The following is a 17,104-nucleotide window of genomic DNA, read 5'->3' on the forward strand; positions in this document are numbered from 1 at the left end:
GATTATAAAATTTAATGAATATTTTTATGATTTAAATGAAAAGGGGGACTTTTTCAATTTGCTTAAGAAGAATATGATCATTTTAGAAAACAATCTTTATTTGAAAATGGGTTTAGTAAAAATACTGGAAAGTGATTACAATATTTATTCAGACATTGACTTATCAAAAAATCTTTATGATTTAATGAATCATTACAAGCCAGATATTATTGTCATTAATGATCTAAGTAAAAATAACCTAAAACATGTAAAACGGATTCGATCCGAATATCCGAATACGTATGTTGTTATTCTTACTTCAATTATTTTAGAGGACGAAATTCATGAGGCTTTGTTAGCTGGCGTCTCAGGTTATTTTTTATATAATATAAAATCAAAAGAATTAAGAAAGGCAATAGATTTAATTTCCAAAGGTGAATACTACTTTAATAGTTCGACAATGACCATTTTTATAAAAAGCTATTTAAAACTTTTTGATTCGAAGGAAATCATATCGCATCTTTTTACAAAGCGTGAATATGTCATTTTGCTAATGCTTGCAGAAGGTAAAAATGTACAAGAGATTAGTCAAACACTTAATATCTCGGAAAAATCGATCAATATAAATATTAATAAAATTTATAATAAATTATCAGTGAAGACTCGTATTCAAGCAATAGATAAAGCAGTTAAAAACAGGTGGATTCCTTATAATTTAGCTATATCTAATTTATATGTAAATCATAATAAAAAACGTGCATTACTATAATATAAGAAATCCGAATATTATTTATATTCGGATAATTTTATTTTATTGGGGAATACTCCCTTTTAAGCAGCTTGCTCATTTTGATTTGTATCTACATAAAGCCTTTGACATCAAAATCGTCAATTGCCATATCCAAATTTCTTATATTACAAATACTTCTTTTTTCTTATATCTAATTATCAAATTATGCTTCATTTGAAACAAATGTTGATTTTGAAGACATGTGAATAGATGTTATGGTATTTGTTAATTAGAGATAAAGAGGTACCTAACATAGGTATTTTTGATTATTTCAAATGAATTTTATAGAGATTCTTTGCTCGATAGGTTTTAAAAAAAGTGCAATAAACCATAATGTAGTTATCAGTTCTATATATGTGTATTTTCGGCGTATTGATAGACAAATTAGTAAGAAATAGAGGTGAGAGTATGTACAATTTTTTAGATCGTTTCACTTTACAAAAGGTGCAATTATTAGATCATATCCATAATGAAAAACGTTTCTTTTCTAGTCAGGAGTTGGCTAAAAAAATGGATTTATCTGAAAGAACCATCTTAAAAATAGTAACAGAACTCTCAGGTGATTTACAAAAATTTGATGAAGCTACTTTTTTAAAAGAAATTAAACATAAGCAATTTAAATTAGATTGTAAAGATTATTTTTCGATTAAAGCAATAGAAAGATATTACTTACAAAATTCCTTAGCATATAAAATCTTTAATGATATTTTCTACAATAAATTAGTCGATTTTAATATGTTTATTATAGAGAATTTTACAAGTCAAGCTTCTATATATCGCCAAATAAATAAGATTAAACCTTTATTAAAGGAATTTCAATTAAAATATACTTCTCAGGATTTCATTACACTTGAAGGATCTGAAAAACAATTCCGCTATTTCTATTATTTGTTCTATTGGAATTCATGTTGGGGAGAAATTTGGCCTTTCACAGGAATATCTAGAGAAGAAATATTAGAAGTAATTAAGGGGTATAATCGAGAACTTCCAATATCTGTTTTATATTTGCTGGCGATTTGCTTAATACGAGCTAAAATGGGTTTTGTAATAGAAGAAGACGTAGCATATACAAGATACACAGAACATCATTATCAATATGAAAAGTTTTCACAAACATTTAGTTCTTTATTTAAAAAATTCACAGCCCTTAATGATGAAGCAATAGAAAAAGAGATAAAGTTTTCATTTTCATTTCTAGAATCTCAACATCGTTATGAGAAAAATGAAAGTACAATAAGTTTAATGATGAATTTTGCTCAATACCATAATCAAGAATTATTTGTGCAAGCTACTTTGTATTGGATGGAGAAATTCAGGGAGTTTTTTTCCATTACTTTAGATATAGAGGAGTATGGCGTATTGTTTGTAAACTTACTTAACCTTCATTATTATACGTTGAATTTTTCTGGTCCTGCATTTCTATTTAAAGAGGATCTTTATAAAAAGAGATTTGATAGTCATGCCACTATACAAATTGAAATTATGAATCAATTTTATGACTATCTCTTAGAAAATGAAGCATTTTATAAGATTTTTGAACATAGGGAGCTTTTAATTGGTAGATATCATCGGTTACTAAAACAATCAATCGACGTACTTAAAAGAAGCACAATAAAGGTAAAAATATACTCTGTGATAAATGATGTTCCTTATTTATTTGATAAGGTCAAACGCGTTTTTTCGCATGTTGATTATTGTACAAAAGATGAAGAAGCCGAATTGATAATCACTGATCGCCTATACTTAAATATTGCTAAAGATAAAGAAGATATTTTTGTGTGGAATTCTATACCTGAGAGGGAGGATTTTTTCAGACTAGGTAAAAGACTTCAAAAAATTTATTTTACTAAAGAACAACAGCCAGACCAACTACTTTTAAAAACATTATTAAGTCAAGTATAGAGTGGGGGAATTTAATTGATCTTGAGAAAAGGATACTGGGGCAAAAATTATTGGATTATTTAGAATATTGAATTTAAAAATGGTAGAAGAATATAAAACTAAGTTATACATGATGAAAAATATTATTGATATAAATCTATTATCATTGATTGCTTCTTTATTAAAATACATACTTTTGTTGGGTTTGATGTTTTCTTGAAAATTACTGGGGGAAAGGATACTAGACTCATAGATGATAAAAAGTTAGACAGAGCAGACTATACATCAGAGGTTAGAATGGTAGAAATTATTGTATGTTTATAAAAAATCTACCGTGCTATATATAATAGTTTGGATAATAGAGAAACGAACCAATGATAAAGTAAGACCAGCTTATTACCTATTGTTATTAAATGAATAACCAGTAAAACAAACAAATTTTCGTTTACTACATTTTCGAATCAGAGGGGATAATTATGATGTTACGCAATCTTTCCACAATGAAAAAATTATTAATCTTAATGTTAATATCCATATCTACAGTTGGTATTATTCAAGTGGTTGGGTACAACACGATGAAATCTTTAAAAAATAATATAGAGGATATATTTAAGGACCGCTTAGAACCAGGGATTATATTGACTGATTACAGGCTAAATAATCGTATTATTTTAACAGATATGTATAGATCCTTCCTTTATACTGATGAAAAAACGATTGAATTAATCAATAATGAGGTCAACAAGGCTTTTGAAGATAATGAAATGAATCTTCAATTACTTAATGACACCAATTTGAAGTCAGATGAAGCAGAAATTATAAGTGAACTGGTGGAACAATATCCAATTTTTAAAGAGACTATGGAGGAAGTATTCCAACTGAGTCTTGCCAATAAGAATGAGGAGGCATTAAACCTCTATTATTCTATAGGTGAGCCTGAGTATAATAGCATTTTATCAAAAGGTTTAGAGTTAACAGAATTGAATAGAGATTATGCAAGTTCTTTATATAAAGATAGTGTAGACCAAGTAGATAAAAATACCAGAAATACAATGATCATTTCAATGGTATTAAGCATACTGTATGTTGTAATTGGGTTTATTGGTGTTCGAAAATATATAACTGCTCCAATAGAAAAAATAAAAACTGCCGTTCAACGAGCAGAAGCGGGGGAATTGAATTTTAGTGTAGATTATGATTCTAAGGATGAATTTGGGATATTATCTTCCTCACTTAATCGTATGATTGCTCAATTACGAGATTTAATTGGTCAGGTAAAGCAATCCTCTGAACATATGGTAGCGTTTTCTACAGAACTCACGGCAAGTACAGAACAAACAAATTCAGCTAGCGAGCATATTGCGACTGTTACGTTAGATATTGCAAGCGGATCAGAGCATCAAGTTAGAACGATAATAGAAACAGAGGATATTGTTACACAAATGGTACAAGATGTCCAAACAATTGAAAATAATTCAACTAGCGTATCAGAGGCAGCTATCCACGCAGAACAAATATCAGTGGATGGGAATGAAATCATTAAAAACGCTGTTCAACAAATGGACAAAATCCAAACATCTATCGATAATCTAAATAATGTGATCTTTGGTTTAGGTGATCGCTCTTCAGAGATTGGACAAATCGTAGAAGTTATTACAAGTATTGCTGAACAGACTAACTTACTAGCATTAAATGCAGCGATTGAAGCGGCAAGAGCAGGGGAAAATGGTAAAGGTTTTGCTGTTGTTTCAGAAGAAGTTCGAAAATTAGCTGAAGAATCCTCTTTATCCGCACAGAGAATTTCTGTGTTAATTGATGGAATTCAAACGGAAACGAATAGAGCAGTGGAATCAATGCAGTTCACAACAAATGAAGTAGTTATAGGCATGAATAGTGTGAACACCGCAGGAGAAGCCTTCAAAAAAATTCAACATGCTACCAAACAAGTATCTGTTCAAGTTCAGGGGATTTCTACTTCGGTAGAACATATGGCTATAGAAATGAATAATATGACTGATTCGATGAAGCAAATCAATGGAATCGCCCAAAGTTCTGCAGAAGGAACACAAAATATTTCTGCAGCTACAGAGGAACAGCTAGCCTCAATGGAAGAAATTACAGCATCTACTTTTACACTTTCTAAAATGGCAGAGGAATTACAAAATAAAACAAATATGTTCAAAGTATGACGTGTATGATTTATTTGAAGTTCTTAGGCAAAGATAAAATGGTTTGATAAACAGACATTATGAACTATAAGCTAATAAATTAGTATTAAATGTTACTATAGTATTTCACACGAAATGTATTTACATTTAACTATTTAACGATCGACCAGGAACTCATATAACAAGTGAGTTTCTGGTCTTTTTTATGTAGAATCATAAGAATTTATTCAGGACATCAAATTATTTACATAACCAAGGAAGTGTTGAAATAGTATTAAAAGTGTATGCATATATTGAACTTTAATCCTCAAATATAGGAGTGGGGCAAGTGAAGGATATAGAGTTGTTTTTAAAGAAATTACATTACTTTGATAATAAATTTAAGTTATTTATTTATCAAAACAAGGATCATCTACTAGTTGATTATTTAGAGTTGTGTGCGTTAATTGATGAGTATTCTTCTTTTATTATAAATCATGACAATGAAACACAATGGAATAATTTAGGGCGGTCAATTGAAATAGTATCATTAGTTCAAAATCTACGAAAGAACTCTTCTGTTTGTGTCCAAATCATGGAGAAATACCGGGCTTTATTATTAAATCATGAAGAAAAGGAGATGACGGATTACTTTCGTAATATAGGAGACTGTATTGGCAAGGAATTCGGAGGTTTTCAAGTTACTAGTCAATCGAAGGTGCTTTTAATAGGATCTGGGTCTTTTCCTATAACATTATTAATGGTTGCGGAACAAACAGGAGCAGACGTTTTTGGAATTGATATTGATGATGAGGCGATTCAGTTGGGGAAACATGTAGTAAATAAATTAGGGAGTCATTTATCCATTCAGATTGATAAGAAGACAGTAGAGGAGCTCGCAGTTATGGAACAGATTAGTCATATTATATTTAGTTCAACTGTAAGCAGGAAATATGACATATTAGACCAATTATATGATGTAACAAATAAAGATGTACTGATTGCTATGCGTTATGGAAATGGGTTAAAGTCTCTTTTTAACTATCCAATGCAGAAGGTAAATAAAAATAAATGGCATATAATAGAAGAAATTATCCACCCTCAACATGTCTTTGATGTTGTTTTATATCAAAAGGTACAATGATTTTAATAGGTGAGGAGAAGACTATGTCTTATTTTAATAAGGTATTACTGTTAGGAACGGGGCCTACAGTAGTTCAATTAGCTGTGAATTTCAAAAATTATTGTAATAGTAAAGTAGCTATTGCAGGTCGAGAATCTTTACGCTCCAACATTTTCTTTGATACGATCGTTCAGCAACAACTTGCACTCAAAGTATCTATCCAAAATACACAACATCAGTCTGTTGCGGGAAAATGTACGATTGATGCGTTTTTTAAGGGTTATCATAAAATATCTGGAAATTGGGATACCGTAGTTCTTTGTGTTACTACAGACTCTTATCTTTCAGTATTAGCTCAAATTGATACGAAAGTGTTGAAGGAGGCTAGCTGCTATATATTAATTTCACCTACATTGGGTTCTAGTCATTTAATAGCGAATTTCCTAAAGAATCTAACTCCTCAGGCAGAGATCATTAGTTTTTCAACATATTATGGGGATACTAGATGGATAGGTGGAATACCATCAAATGAAGTATTGACAACAGGAGTGAAGAAAACAGTTTATGTAGGTTCAACTTACTCAAAATCATATAGACTGGATAAATTATCTGAATTATTTCATCATTTAGGGGTTCATTTAAAAAAATTAGCTTCTCCCCTTGAGGCAGAAACAAGAAATATTTCTTTATACGTACATCCTCCCTTATTTATGAATGATTTTTCATTAAAGGCAATATTTGATGAGGATAGTATAACAAAGTATGTGTATAAGCTTTATCCTGAGGGTCCTATTACTTATACAATAATTCGGCATCTATTAAATTATTGGAAAGAAATGATGGAAATTGTGAAACACTTCGATATTCAACCTCTCAATCTATTAAAATTTATGGTAGACGATAATTATCCATTGCAGCCAGCAAGTATAGACGGACAAGAAATAGAGAATTTTAATAAACTCGAATCTATACATCAAGAATATCTGCTCTATATTCGTTATGCATCTTTATTAATTGATCCATTTTCTATACCAAATGAAGAAGGAAGATACTTTGATTTTTCTGCCGTTCCTTTTAGAGGTATTTATAAAAATCTTGATGGAGAATGGGATATTCCTAGAATGCCAAAAGAGGACTATTTTCGTATGAAGATCATTCAAGGGATTGCGCATGCCCTGAAATTGAAAAGCCCGACGCTTGATTATTTTGTACAAACCTATGAAGAAAAGCTACAACAAGTTGTGGCTTCATCTAAGAATAAAATCTTTTCTGATGCCTTTCAAATAAAATCTTTTTCACAAGAAATAGAGATGATTTGTAAGGAGTTAATTTTGAGTAAGAAAACAAAAGAAGGAGAAGAAGAATATATAAAATGATAAAAAGCTATTAAGTTTACAATAAGGTTTAACAAATAAGCCACTATAGCGGTGTGCGAAAACTAAGGGCAATTAGCGGACCTTTCAAAATTCTTTAGACATGGGTCAGTTTCCGAGCTTTTCATGCGTAGTGCAAGCCACCAATTGGTAAATGGGTGGTTCTATTTCAAATTGACAATGATAATCATTATCGATAAGGTGGGGATAGACGAAAGTCATCATGCCCATCTTTTCGCATTTCAGGGGCTAAACATGATCAGTAATTTGGCAGAGATGACTCAACCCGCCGATTATGGAATCCTTAAAATCAGTTCTCGATGCCACTGAAACTTACTTTGAACAGCAGCTTGTTGAAGGGTCCATGCTATTTGTTGTCAAAAGTCATTACTAGTAAACAATTTTTGAAATGAGGTATGCAATTTGAAAATCGATGTGAATCAGTTAGCAGAACATTTAGCACATATTCCTTTCCAAGTAGAAGGAATATATCGATATACGAGTTATTTAGGTGTGCCGTACGCTGACTATACAGATTCCTTTCCTGGATTTATTTTTCCACTTACAGGGAAAATACAATTTCAATTCAATGGCACGCCTTATATCTTTTCACCAGGAAAAGTTGTGCATGGTGGTGCAAAAATGAAACTAGATCAAAAAAATTTTGATAATGCAAACTGGGAATATATTCTTGTTTTATACCGAATATGTAACTCAGAACTACAAGAGTCCAGTTTTTCTCATCAACATTTTGAATTATCGACTGGACAATCTCCTCGTCTTATTGAATTAATTATGCGTCTTTGGCATGTGTATAATCAGCGCGGAGGCATTTCAATGTTTCAGACCGAAATGCTGTTTCGCGATGTACTGAATGAAGCCTTATTATGTGTTGCTAATAGGCAAAATAGCTGTGAATCACATACTTTATTCGAACGGGTATCTTCTTATATTCATGAATACTATCATCAAAGCCTTACAATCCCCTTGCTTGCAGAACAATATAACGTGAATCGAAATCGACTTTCTTATGTATTTAGAAAACATGCAGGTATGGGACCAGCAGAATATTTATTAAAATATCGTATCAACATGGCGCAAAAAATGCTTTTTACAAGTGATGCGCCTGTCCAATATATTGCGCAAACTGTTGGAATTGCTGATCCCTTTTATTTTAGTAGAGTGTTTAAGAAACAATTCGGTCTTTCTCCTACTGAATATCGAGAGAAGTTCATCAATAATCCATGCTAATTTCAACAAGCATCCATTCAAATCTGAAAATTCCTTTACTATACTAATTGCATATCAAAGATAATTTGTTGGAGGAATTTCGGATGCACAAGATCAAAGGACTGTTATTCTCAACGCTATTATTAGCAGGCATACTAGCAGGTTGCAATGAAACATCAGTTGCAAAGAAAGGAGTAACAGAAGACACTTCTACCTTGGCGGTTAATGCAGATGCAACTGATTGGCCAAGAACCATTAAGGATGCTTTAGGTAAAGAAATTGTTATCGAGAAAAAACCAGAAAAAATAGTTTCCCTATGGTATTTTTATCCTGAAATACTAGTTGCATTAGGTGAGCCGCCTACAGCTTCTACTGACAAAGAGTATCTATCTTCTTTATCTTATTTAAATGGAAAGCTAGATTCAACTGAAGAATTAGGAGATAAATTGTCTCCGAGTATTGAAAAAATTTTATCGACTGAGCCTGATTATATTTTAGCAACGGAACATCATGAAAAATTATATGAGTCACTAGAAAAAGTTGCACCAGTCATTACGCTGAAATCTAAGGACATCTATGATGACTGGCAATATGGCCTTCGTACAGTAGCCGAGATTATTGGAAAGGAAGACGAAGCGGAGAAAGTAATTGATAAAATGATGCAAGAAATTACAATTGGCCGTGAAGCATTAAAGTCGATTCAAGGAGAGTCAGTAGCACTTGTGTTGTCTTGGGATGGAAAAACTTTTAATGTTCTAGGTGAAGAAAATCCTGTATATATTCTTGCGTTTGATAAAGAAAAGGGATTGGGGCTTACACCAGATATCACATTTAAAGGAAAAAATAATCAGTTTACTGCATTCGAAGGAATTTCAACAATTCAAGCAGACCATATTTTCCTGATAGGTGACATTACAAAAAAGGAAACATTAATGAGTGAATTACAACAAAGTAATGTATGGAATAATATGAACGCCGTAAAGAAAGGGAATATTCATTTAATGGATACTTCCGCTATTACTGGTGGTCCATTAGCTATCGAATACGCTTTGCAAAATATAACAAATGCCCTGCAAAAACAATAAAACGAAGAATTTAATTCGAGAAACAAATAGTGTTAAGAAGGTCAATAGATGATAAGGAGAGATGATTATGCCCTACCAAGTTATAAATATAAAAGAAAATTTGTCTCAAATAAATGAGCTCTGGTCTCCGAAAGTTGTAGGTGAAATAAACGACTTTCAATTCAAACTAATTAAGATTGATGGAGATTTTATATGGCACGAGCATCAAGGTGCCGATAAGGTATTTATTGTGCTAGAAGGAGAAATGTTCATTGCTTTTCGTGATGGCCAGGTAAAAATTTCTAAGGGAGAGATGTTTATTGTTCCAGGAGGAGCAGAGCAAAAGCCTTTCGCTGAAAAGGAATGTCATATTATGTTGGTTGAGCCTAAAGTTGCTGTAAACACTGGCGGTATTGAGTCTAAATAAACGGCATCAAATGCTACAGAGGATCTAATGTTTGTCATTAGTCCGAATTCAATATTTGAGAAAATAATTCACGCCTTGCTGAATAGGCAGTAAATGGATTAAATTGCTGTATCGCAAATCGTAGAATTAACCTCTAGATAAATAAGTAGGACAAGAGGCAACATACAATGAAGGAGACCGTTCGTGTTAATTAAACGGTCTCCTTTTGTTTTTCTTATATTTATACTTCACTTCATTATATGTGGTCTATCTTCGGGACTCTGATTATCTACCTTTGCTATAGCATATGCAACAGTAAAATGAGATTGTTTATTTGATTCTTTTCGATTGATTTTAGTGAGTAGCTAAACTTGAAAGATTGAAATTCATTCTAGGTAAAATATATTATTTTCATTTAATGCCATTTTTTTAACCTGATTTTAACCTTTCTACATTAATTTAGTGTAAGAGATACATCATTAAAGGAAGGTGTTTTGATTGGAACCATATGTTGGAGAAATTCGAATGTTTGCAGGTAATTATGCTCCAGATGGCTGGGCATTGTGCAATGGGCAACTCATATCCATTGCAGAAAATGAAGTACTTTATTTCTTAATTGGTACAACTTATGGCGGGAATGGACAAACGACATTCGCGTTACCAAATTTTCAAAGTAGAGTAGTTGTCCATCAAGGACAGAACCAAGCAACTGGTACGAACTATGTTATAGGTCAAATGGGAGGGGTGGAGACTGTCACTTTAAACACTTCACAGCTTCCAGCTCATACGCATCAAGTAAATGCTCTCTCACTTGAAGGTACAACACTGAGCCCAGAAAAAGCTGTTTGGGCAAAAAATATACAATATTCAACACAACCAGCAAATAGCACAATGAATGCAACAGTCGTATCAAGTGTTGGAGGAAATACTCCTCATGACAATGTAATGCCGTTTCTGACAATTAGTTTTATCATCGCTCTTTACGGTATATACCCATCATTTGATTAGGAGGAATGAAAAGATGAATGAGCCATATGTAGGTGAAATCAGATTATTTAGCTTTGGAAGAGTCCCAAGGGGATGGGCATTATGCGACGGTCGAGTCTTGCCAATTAATACAAACCAAGCCCTGTATTCTATATTGGGAACAACTTATGGTGGAGATGGCAGAACGACATTTGCATTGCCTGATTTAAGGGGGAGAGTTCCCGTTCATGTAGGTAACGGTGTCCCACTAGGACAAAAGGCGGGAGAAGAGACACATGTATTAACTATAAACGAAATGCCAGCTCATACACATGTAGTCAACGGTAGCTCGGACAGTGCTACGGTGAAAGCGGCTTCGGGTAATGTATGGGGAGCATCCACTAATAATATCTATTCTGATAATCAACTGAATACTTATATGAACACACAAGCATTGTCAACATCAGGAAATTCACTGCCCCATCAAAATATGCAGCCTTACAGTGTGGCAAATTATTGTATGGCTCTAGTTGGAATTTATCCATCAAGAAATTAAGAAAAAAGGAGATGCAGGAAAATGTCAGAAGCCTATATTGGAGAAATCAGAATATTTGGCGGTAATTTCGCACCAAAAGATTGGGCTTTATGTAATGGTCAGCTCTTATCAATTACTTCCAATACAGCATTATTTGCCATTTTAGGTACGAATTATGGAGGAGATGGAAGGACCACCTTTGCTTTACCGAATCTAAATGGTAGGGCAGCGCTTCATCAAGGAACAGGAGCTGGATTAACACCGAGGAGTGTTGGATCATCAGGGGGTGAAGCTACTGTTACGCTATTAACAACTCAAATGCCTAGTCATCATCATATAGCTGCTTGTAACAATGTTCAAACTTCAAATAATGATCCAACTGGAGCAATATGGACAGAGCAACAGGGAAGAGGCTCTGTCCCTGTCTATACGACACAAGTAAATACACAAATGAGTACATTAGCAATTGATGTAGCAGGTGGGAATCAACAACATAATAATATGCAACCATATCTTGGGTTGAACTTTATCATTTGCTTAGCTGGAGAATGGCCTCCAAGGAGTTAAGAATGAATGAAATGAAGGATGTGAAACAATTATAAAGGAGTAGTGTAGAGAATGGGGAAAAAGATAATAGCCATAACCTTGTGTTTTATGTTAGTAGTTTATAGTCAACTGACAATCATATTGTTTGTTGCCCCTTTAAAAGCAGAGGCGGCTAATTGTGGAACGTCTAATTATCCAACTTGTGTTCAAGATTTAACACAAGCAAATTGGCTAAGTGATACAACGAACGGATTTGAAGTGTCTGGCATTGCAGGGAATGATGGTATTCATTTATTCACATATAGTAATGATGCACAATTTCCAGCTGGTTATTATTTTGATGCAGATGAATATTCAACACCAAAATCGATTAGAATTTCTGCAGGTGAAAGTTTTTCAGGTGGTGTCTTTGATTTAAAAACGTTAAAGATTAATACTATCAATTCACATGCCGAAAATGATGCATTGTCTCTGACGATTCAAGGGTATGATGAAGCAGGAAATCCAAAAGGGAATCCAGTTATTTTTAAGACAGTTGCAAGGCATGACCCTATTTATGATATACCTATTAATCTTGAGGGTATTAACTCTTTTATCATTACTGCAAGTGTGCAATTTATAAATACTGTACAGGCGGGGTTGTGGGATTTAACGTTTACGGAATTTACGATAGATATTCCAAATAATAATCCTCCTAATAACCCACCGACATCTAGTAATGGAACGGTAAATGTAAACGAGGGTCAAGTGTATACATTAGATAGTACTTCCTTCGCTTTTTATGATGAAGATGCTGGAGATACTTTGAAACAGATTCAAATCTCTACAATTCCTAATAGCGGACAGCTCTTTCTCGATAACAATTATAATCAGCAATTTGACGCAGGGGAAGCTATTGCAAATGGTGAGACAATAAGTAAAGCTGACTTAGATGTGGGTAAATTAAAATATATGACGGAAAATGGCTCTTCTGCATCTTTTACATTTAAGGTAAGTGACGGTATTGACTATAGTACAGTTTATACAATGAATCTAGTTGTCAACGCACGTCCTTCCGTGACAATTCCAACAACTATATCTAGCCCAACAAATAGCAATCCAATTTCTGTAACTATTGTTTTCAGTGAGTCAGTGACTGGTTTTGCGGCTGGAGATATAACTGTTACAAATGGAACTATTCAATCTATCACAGGAAGTGGTGCCACATATACTGCCCAAATATCACCAAGTGTGGATGGAGTAGTGAAAATCAAAATTCCTGAAAATGTAGTTGCTAATAGCAGTGGCGCATTGAATAAAGCATCAGCGGAATATCAAATAATCTATGATGGTACACCACCTACGAATATTGAACTCAGTAATACTACTATAGAAGAAATGAAGCCCATTGGTACAACTGTGGGAACATTGACGGCAACAGACTCAGGAAGCGTACAAACTTTTACGTATTCACTGTTATCTGGGGATACAAGCTTCTTTACGATTGATGGAAATGTATTAAAGACAAATGCCCTGTTTGCCTATGATACAAAAAATAGTTATAACATTACGATAAGAGTAACAGATGCTGCTGGCAATACGTTGAATAAGGAATTTACAATTCAGATTACTAAAAATCATGCCCCAACAGGCAATATTATAATTAATGGTGGAGCAGTTTATACAAATTCTACTAATGTTACTTTAACAATGACTGCAATTGATTTAGAAGGAGAAGCGATAGAAATGCGCTTTTCGAATGATGGTACTACTTGGTCCAGTTGGGAGCCGGATTTATCTTCGAGAAATTGGACATTGTCACCTGGTGAGGGTAGTAAAACCGTTTATATGCAACTAAGGGATATTGCTGGCAATATATCGAATACATTATCAAATACAATTGTGTTAGATACGACCCCTCCTATCATAACAGGAGTGACAAATAACGGTGTTTATAATACAGACGTAACAATCAGTTTCAATGAAGGAACAGCGACATTAAATGGTGCTCTCTTTACAAGTGGAAGCATTGTAAGTACATCTGGAAATTATACTTTGGTAGCAACAGATAACGCAGGTAATACAACAACAGTTTCATTTGTGATTGATAAAACGATGCCACAAGCTGTAGAGGTGACGATTAAGTCGAATAATCATGATCCGACAAAGGCTAAGATAGGGGATACTATTACATTAACAATTAAGACAGATAAAAGTATTCAAGCACCTACAGTTAAGATTGCAGGAAAAGCCGCAACTGTCAATGGAGCTGCAACAAACTGGCAAGCAACATATATGGTAGCAAATGGAGATTTGGAGGGAACAACATCCTTTACCATAAATTTTAAAGATTTACTAGGCACTCCAGCAACAGAGGTCACTGATGTAACTGATGGAAGCTATGTCATAGTTGATAGTATGAAGCCAATTGTTCAGCAGGTGACGATGGCATCTAATAATGCCAATCCATTAGTCGCGAAGGTAGATGATATTATCACAATAGATTTTGTGACAAGTGAGGACATTCAATCACCCAATGTAATGATTCTCGGACAAACAGCCAACATAACCGATAAAGGTGATGGAGATGCTAAAACTTGGCAAGCAAGCTATACACTGAAGTCTGGAGACACAGAGGGGCCAATTAGCTTTACAATTAATTATCGGGATTTAATGGGGCATGAGGGCATACAGGTAACGGAGGTTTCATCAGGATCAATTGTGATATTTGATAAAAAATCTCCAGAAGTAACAGCTTATTTCCCAATACATCAAGCAATGGATGTACAGTTTACAGAAAATCTCGTATTAACATTTAATGAAAAGGTTTTACCTGTAACGAATAGAAATATTGTCATTCGTAATAGTTCAGACAATCAAGTTGTTGAAACAATTGAAGTTACGCAAGCAAACGTCTCTATCATTAATGAATTTGTGACAATTAATCCTACATTAGAATTAACCCAAAATACAGCTTACAGTATTCAAATTGATGCAGGTGCCTTTACTGATTTAGCGGGTAATGTGTATGAAGGTATTACTGATAATACTACCTGGAATTTTACAACGGGCGCACTGCCAACATATACAGTTACGTATGACGGTAACGGAGCTGAAGGAGGTAAAGTGCCAATTGATTCGAAGCAGTATATTGCTCACGAATTAATTAAAGTTACAGGAAATACAGGTAATTTAATGAAAGTCGGCTATACATTTATAGGATGGAATACAAGGTCTGATGGAAAAGGTGTTACTTACAAAGAGGGGCAAACCATTCAAATGGGGAAAGTGAATTTGATGTTGTATGCTGTATGGACAAAAAACATTGTACCGGGAGATGGAGGATCGTCCACTCCAAGTCCAGCACCTGAACCAGGTCTGCCAAGTAATCAAGTAAAGGTGAATGTTGTAGATCCGAATAAGCCAAACGAGGTTCTTCTTCAAACAGTGTTAACACGTCTATATATCAACGGTGAGATACAAGATACGGTAGCGTTTTCAATTGCCAATGCACAAGAGTTTCTTCGGAAATTAGCGAGGCTGGAAGAAAAACAATCTCGAATTGTCATACCAAATATGGAACCATCTGCAAGTGAAACAAAGGTGATACTTGCTAAAGAGGCAGCTAAACTATTAGTAGAAGGAAAATCTAGCTTTGGGATAGATATGAGGAATGTTAAAATCGAAATTCCATATAGTTCAATGTCAGATTTCAACGAAGATATTTATTTCCGAATTGTACCGATTAAGAGTACAATCTCGCAGGAAGATATTGAAGAGCGTGAAAGGGCATTGGGATTAACAAAAGGCTCGAAAGTGAAAGTTATCAGCCAACCATTAACAATTGAAACGAACTTGCAAAATCGTCAAGTGTCATTGCTACTACCACTGCCAAAGAACCTGACATCCGTGCAAGAAAGAAATATAAGGGTTTATGTAGAACATAGTAATGGTACATCGGAATTATTGTCTGGAAGATTGGTAGAATTCGATAAAGGGCAGACCGGTATCATTTTTGATGTACAGCATTTCTCTACTTTTTCTTTAGTACATTTAGAACAAAAAGAGCTAGAGAGAACATCCGTCCCTTACATCCAAGGCTATGAAGATGGTACTTTCCGTCCGAATGAAAGTGTTACACGTTCACAAATGGCCGCAATGTTGGCAAGAAGTTTGAGTAATAATAATGTACCAGAAGTAACTGGAACTTTTTATAGAGATACAGCTCATTCATGGGCTAAACATGATATTGAGTATATCCGTACACAAGGAATCATGGAGGGACGACAAGATCATTCTTTTGGCCCCAATGATGAAATAACAAGAGCTCAAATGGCAGTTATTGCTATGCGTTGGCTTAATAAGCAATGCTCAGAGGAGACGACTGCTACTCCTTATTGCAATCTAAAGATAGGTGATAAGAAATACCATGATGTAGCTTCTACGCATTGGGCTGCCCAGGCAATAGAAGCTATTAGCGAGATGGGGATCATGATAGGTTCTGGAAATGGACAATTTAGCCCAGATGAAAAGCTGACACGTGCACAAGCAGTAAAGGTATTAAATCGAATTTTTAATCGTCCAATACCAACTTTAGATTCAGAGCCAATCTTCAAGGATATACCAAAAGAACATTGGGCCTTCTTTGAAATTCAAGCAGCTACAATGAAATAAAAACATAATGAACTTTTTAACGGTTTTGGAAGTGCATAACTTTCAAATCCGTTTCTTTATTATTGATTTTATATAACTGATAAAAGACTCCATATTCGATTCATCTAATTCTAGTAACACTGCACGAATTAAAAGCACATTCCCTAATCAAGCTACAGCAGGAGATGACCCGAAAAAACAAGAGATAATCAATTTTAAAATATGTCAATGGAAGTTTTATTTTGAGGCACCACTTTTAGGGATTTTGTTCTTATCAATCTGTTTTCATTGCTTCATAGATCTTTTCGAATCTTACTTTACTTATAAATTTGTTTAGGAAAAATAATCTATTTTGTATTAGTATTGACAAATTAATGCATACATAATATCATTCAATTAGTGATAATGATTATCATTATCATAATTAATATG

General features: G+C 33.8%; 12 protein-coding genes. All 12 read left to right on the top strand.

All coding sequences use genetic code 11. The annotated features are described in order from the left end of the window. Positions 1-73: 73 nt before the first annotated feature. The 12 genes from V6670_RS06775 (at position 74) to V6670_RS06830 (ending at position 16,693) form a co-directional block, all read left to right on the top strand. Positions 74-748, top strand: a complete 675-nt coding sequence (locus V6670_RS06775; RefSeq protein ID WP_141905552.1) for a response regulator transcription factor — start codon at positions 74-76, stop codon at positions 746-748. A gap of 429 nt (positions 749-1,177) precedes the next feature. Beyond that, positions 1,178-2,671: a helix-turn-helix domain-containing protein gene (locus V6670_RS06780; protein ID WP_186436234.1), complete on the top strand. Its 1,494-nt coding sequence runs from the start codon at positions 1,178-1,180 to the stop codon at positions 2,669-2,671. A 458-nt stretch (positions 2,672-3,129) separates the two neighbouring features. Further along, on the top strand, positions 3,130-4,839 hold the full coding sequence (locus tag V6670_RS06785; RefSeq protein ID WP_338654519.1) for a methyl-accepting chemotaxis protein: 1,710 nt from the start codon (positions 3,130-3,132) through the stop codon (positions 4,837-4,839). A gap of 307 nt (positions 4,840-5,146) precedes the next feature. Then, complete coding sequence (locus tag V6670_RS06790) at positions 5,147-5,941, top strand: nicotianamine synthase family protein (protein WP_338653280.1); 795 nt, start codon at positions 5,147-5,149, stop codon at positions 5,939-5,941. 23 nt (positions 5,942-5,964) lie between these two features. Then, a complete protein-coding gene (locus V6670_RS06795; protein ID WP_338653281.1) occupies positions 5,965-7,296 on the top strand; it encodes an opine metallophore biosynthesis dehydrogenase in 1,332 nt (443 codons plus the stop codon). 420 nt (positions 7,297-7,716) lie between these two features. Beyond that, positions 7,717-8,544 carry an AraC family transcriptional regulator gene (locus tag V6670_RS06800; RefSeq protein ID WP_141905547.1) on the top strand — a complete coding sequence of 276 codons (828 nt, stop codon included), beginning with the start codon at positions 7,717-7,719 and terminating at the stop codon, positions 8,542-8,544. 83 nt (positions 8,545-8,627) lie between these two features. Continuing rightward, positions 8,628-9,608 (top strand): ABC transporter substrate-binding protein, encoded by a 981-nt coding sequence (locus V6670_RS06805; RefSeq protein ID WP_338653282.1) that lies wholly within the window; start codon positions 8,628-8,630, stop codon positions 9,606-9,608. A 67-nt stretch (positions 9,609-9,675) separates the two neighbouring features. After that, positions 9,676-10,014 (top strand): cupin domain-containing protein, encoded by a 339-nt coding sequence (locus tag V6670_RS06810; RefSeq protein WP_036127180.1) that lies wholly within the window; start codon positions 9,676-9,678, stop codon positions 10,012-10,014. A gap of 477 nt (positions 10,015-10,491) precedes the next feature. Continuing rightward, positions 10,492-11,001 (top strand): tail fiber protein, encoded by a 510-nt coding sequence (locus tag V6670_RS06815; protein ID WP_338653283.1) that lies wholly within the window; start codon positions 10,492-10,494, stop codon positions 10,999-11,001. 13 nt (positions 11,002-11,014) lie between these two features. Continuing rightward, positions 11,015-11,515, top strand: coding sequence for a tail fiber protein (locus tag V6670_RS06820; RefSeq protein WP_338653285.1), 501 nt, complete (start codon positions 11,015-11,017; stop codon positions 11,513-11,515). A 21-nt stretch (positions 11,516-11,536) separates the two neighbouring features. After that, positions 11,537-12,061 carry a tail fiber protein gene (locus V6670_RS06825; RefSeq protein ID WP_338653287.1) on the top strand — a complete coding sequence of 175 codons (525 nt, stop codon included), beginning with the start codon at positions 11,537-11,539 and terminating at the stop codon, positions 12,059-12,061. 87 nt (positions 12,062-12,148) lie between these two features. After that, complete coding sequence (locus tag V6670_RS06830) at positions 12,149-16,693, top strand: S-layer homology domain-containing protein (protein WP_338653289.1); 4,545 nt, start codon at positions 12,149-12,151, stop codon at positions 16,691-16,693. Positions 16,694-17,104 lie beyond the last annotated feature (411 nt).

Source organism: Lysinibacillus sp. Y5S-8, assembly GCF_036894365.1.
Classification (GTDB): domain Bacteria; phylum Bacillota; class Bacilli; order Bacillales_A; family Planococcaceae; genus Lysinibacillus; species Lysinibacillus fusiformis_D.

Excerpts from the sequence above, each read along its gene's own strand:
- V6670_RS06825 (WP_338653287.1), top strand. The coding sequence starts at position 11,537 with ATGTCAGAAGCCTATATTGGAGAAATCAGAATATTTGGCGGTAATTTC.
- V6670_RS06810 (WP_036127180.1), top strand. The coding sequence starts at position 9,676 with ATGCCCTACCAAGTTATAAATATAAAAGAAAATTTGTCTCAAATAAAT.
- V6670_RS06785 (WP_338654519.1), top strand. The coding sequence starts at position 3,130 with ATGTTACGCAATCTTTCCACAATGAAAAAATTATTAATCTTAATGTTA.
- V6670_RS06805 (WP_338653282.1), top strand. The coding sequence starts at position 8,628 with ATGCACAAGATCAAAGGACTGTTATTCTCAACGCTATTATTAGCAGGC.
- V6670_RS06795 (WP_338653281.1), top strand. The coding sequence starts at position 5,965 with ATGTCTTATTTTAATAAGGTATTACTGTTAGGAACGGGGCCTACAGTA.
- V6670_RS06820 (WP_338653285.1), top strand. The coding sequence starts at position 11,015 with ATGAATGAGCCATATGTAGGTGAAATCAGATTATTTAGCTTTGGAAGA.
- V6670_RS06830 (WP_338653289.1), top strand. The coding sequence starts at position 12,149 with ATGTTAGTAGTTTATAGTCAACTGACAATCATATTGTTTGTTGCCCCT.
- V6670_RS06780 (WP_186436234.1), top strand. The coding sequence starts at position 1,178 with ATGTACAATTTTTTAGATCGTTTCACTTTACAAAAGGTGCAATTATTA.
- V6670_RS06775 (WP_141905552.1), top strand. The coding sequence starts at position 74 with ATGATCATTTTAGAAAACAATCTTTATTTGAAAATGGGTTTAGTAAAA.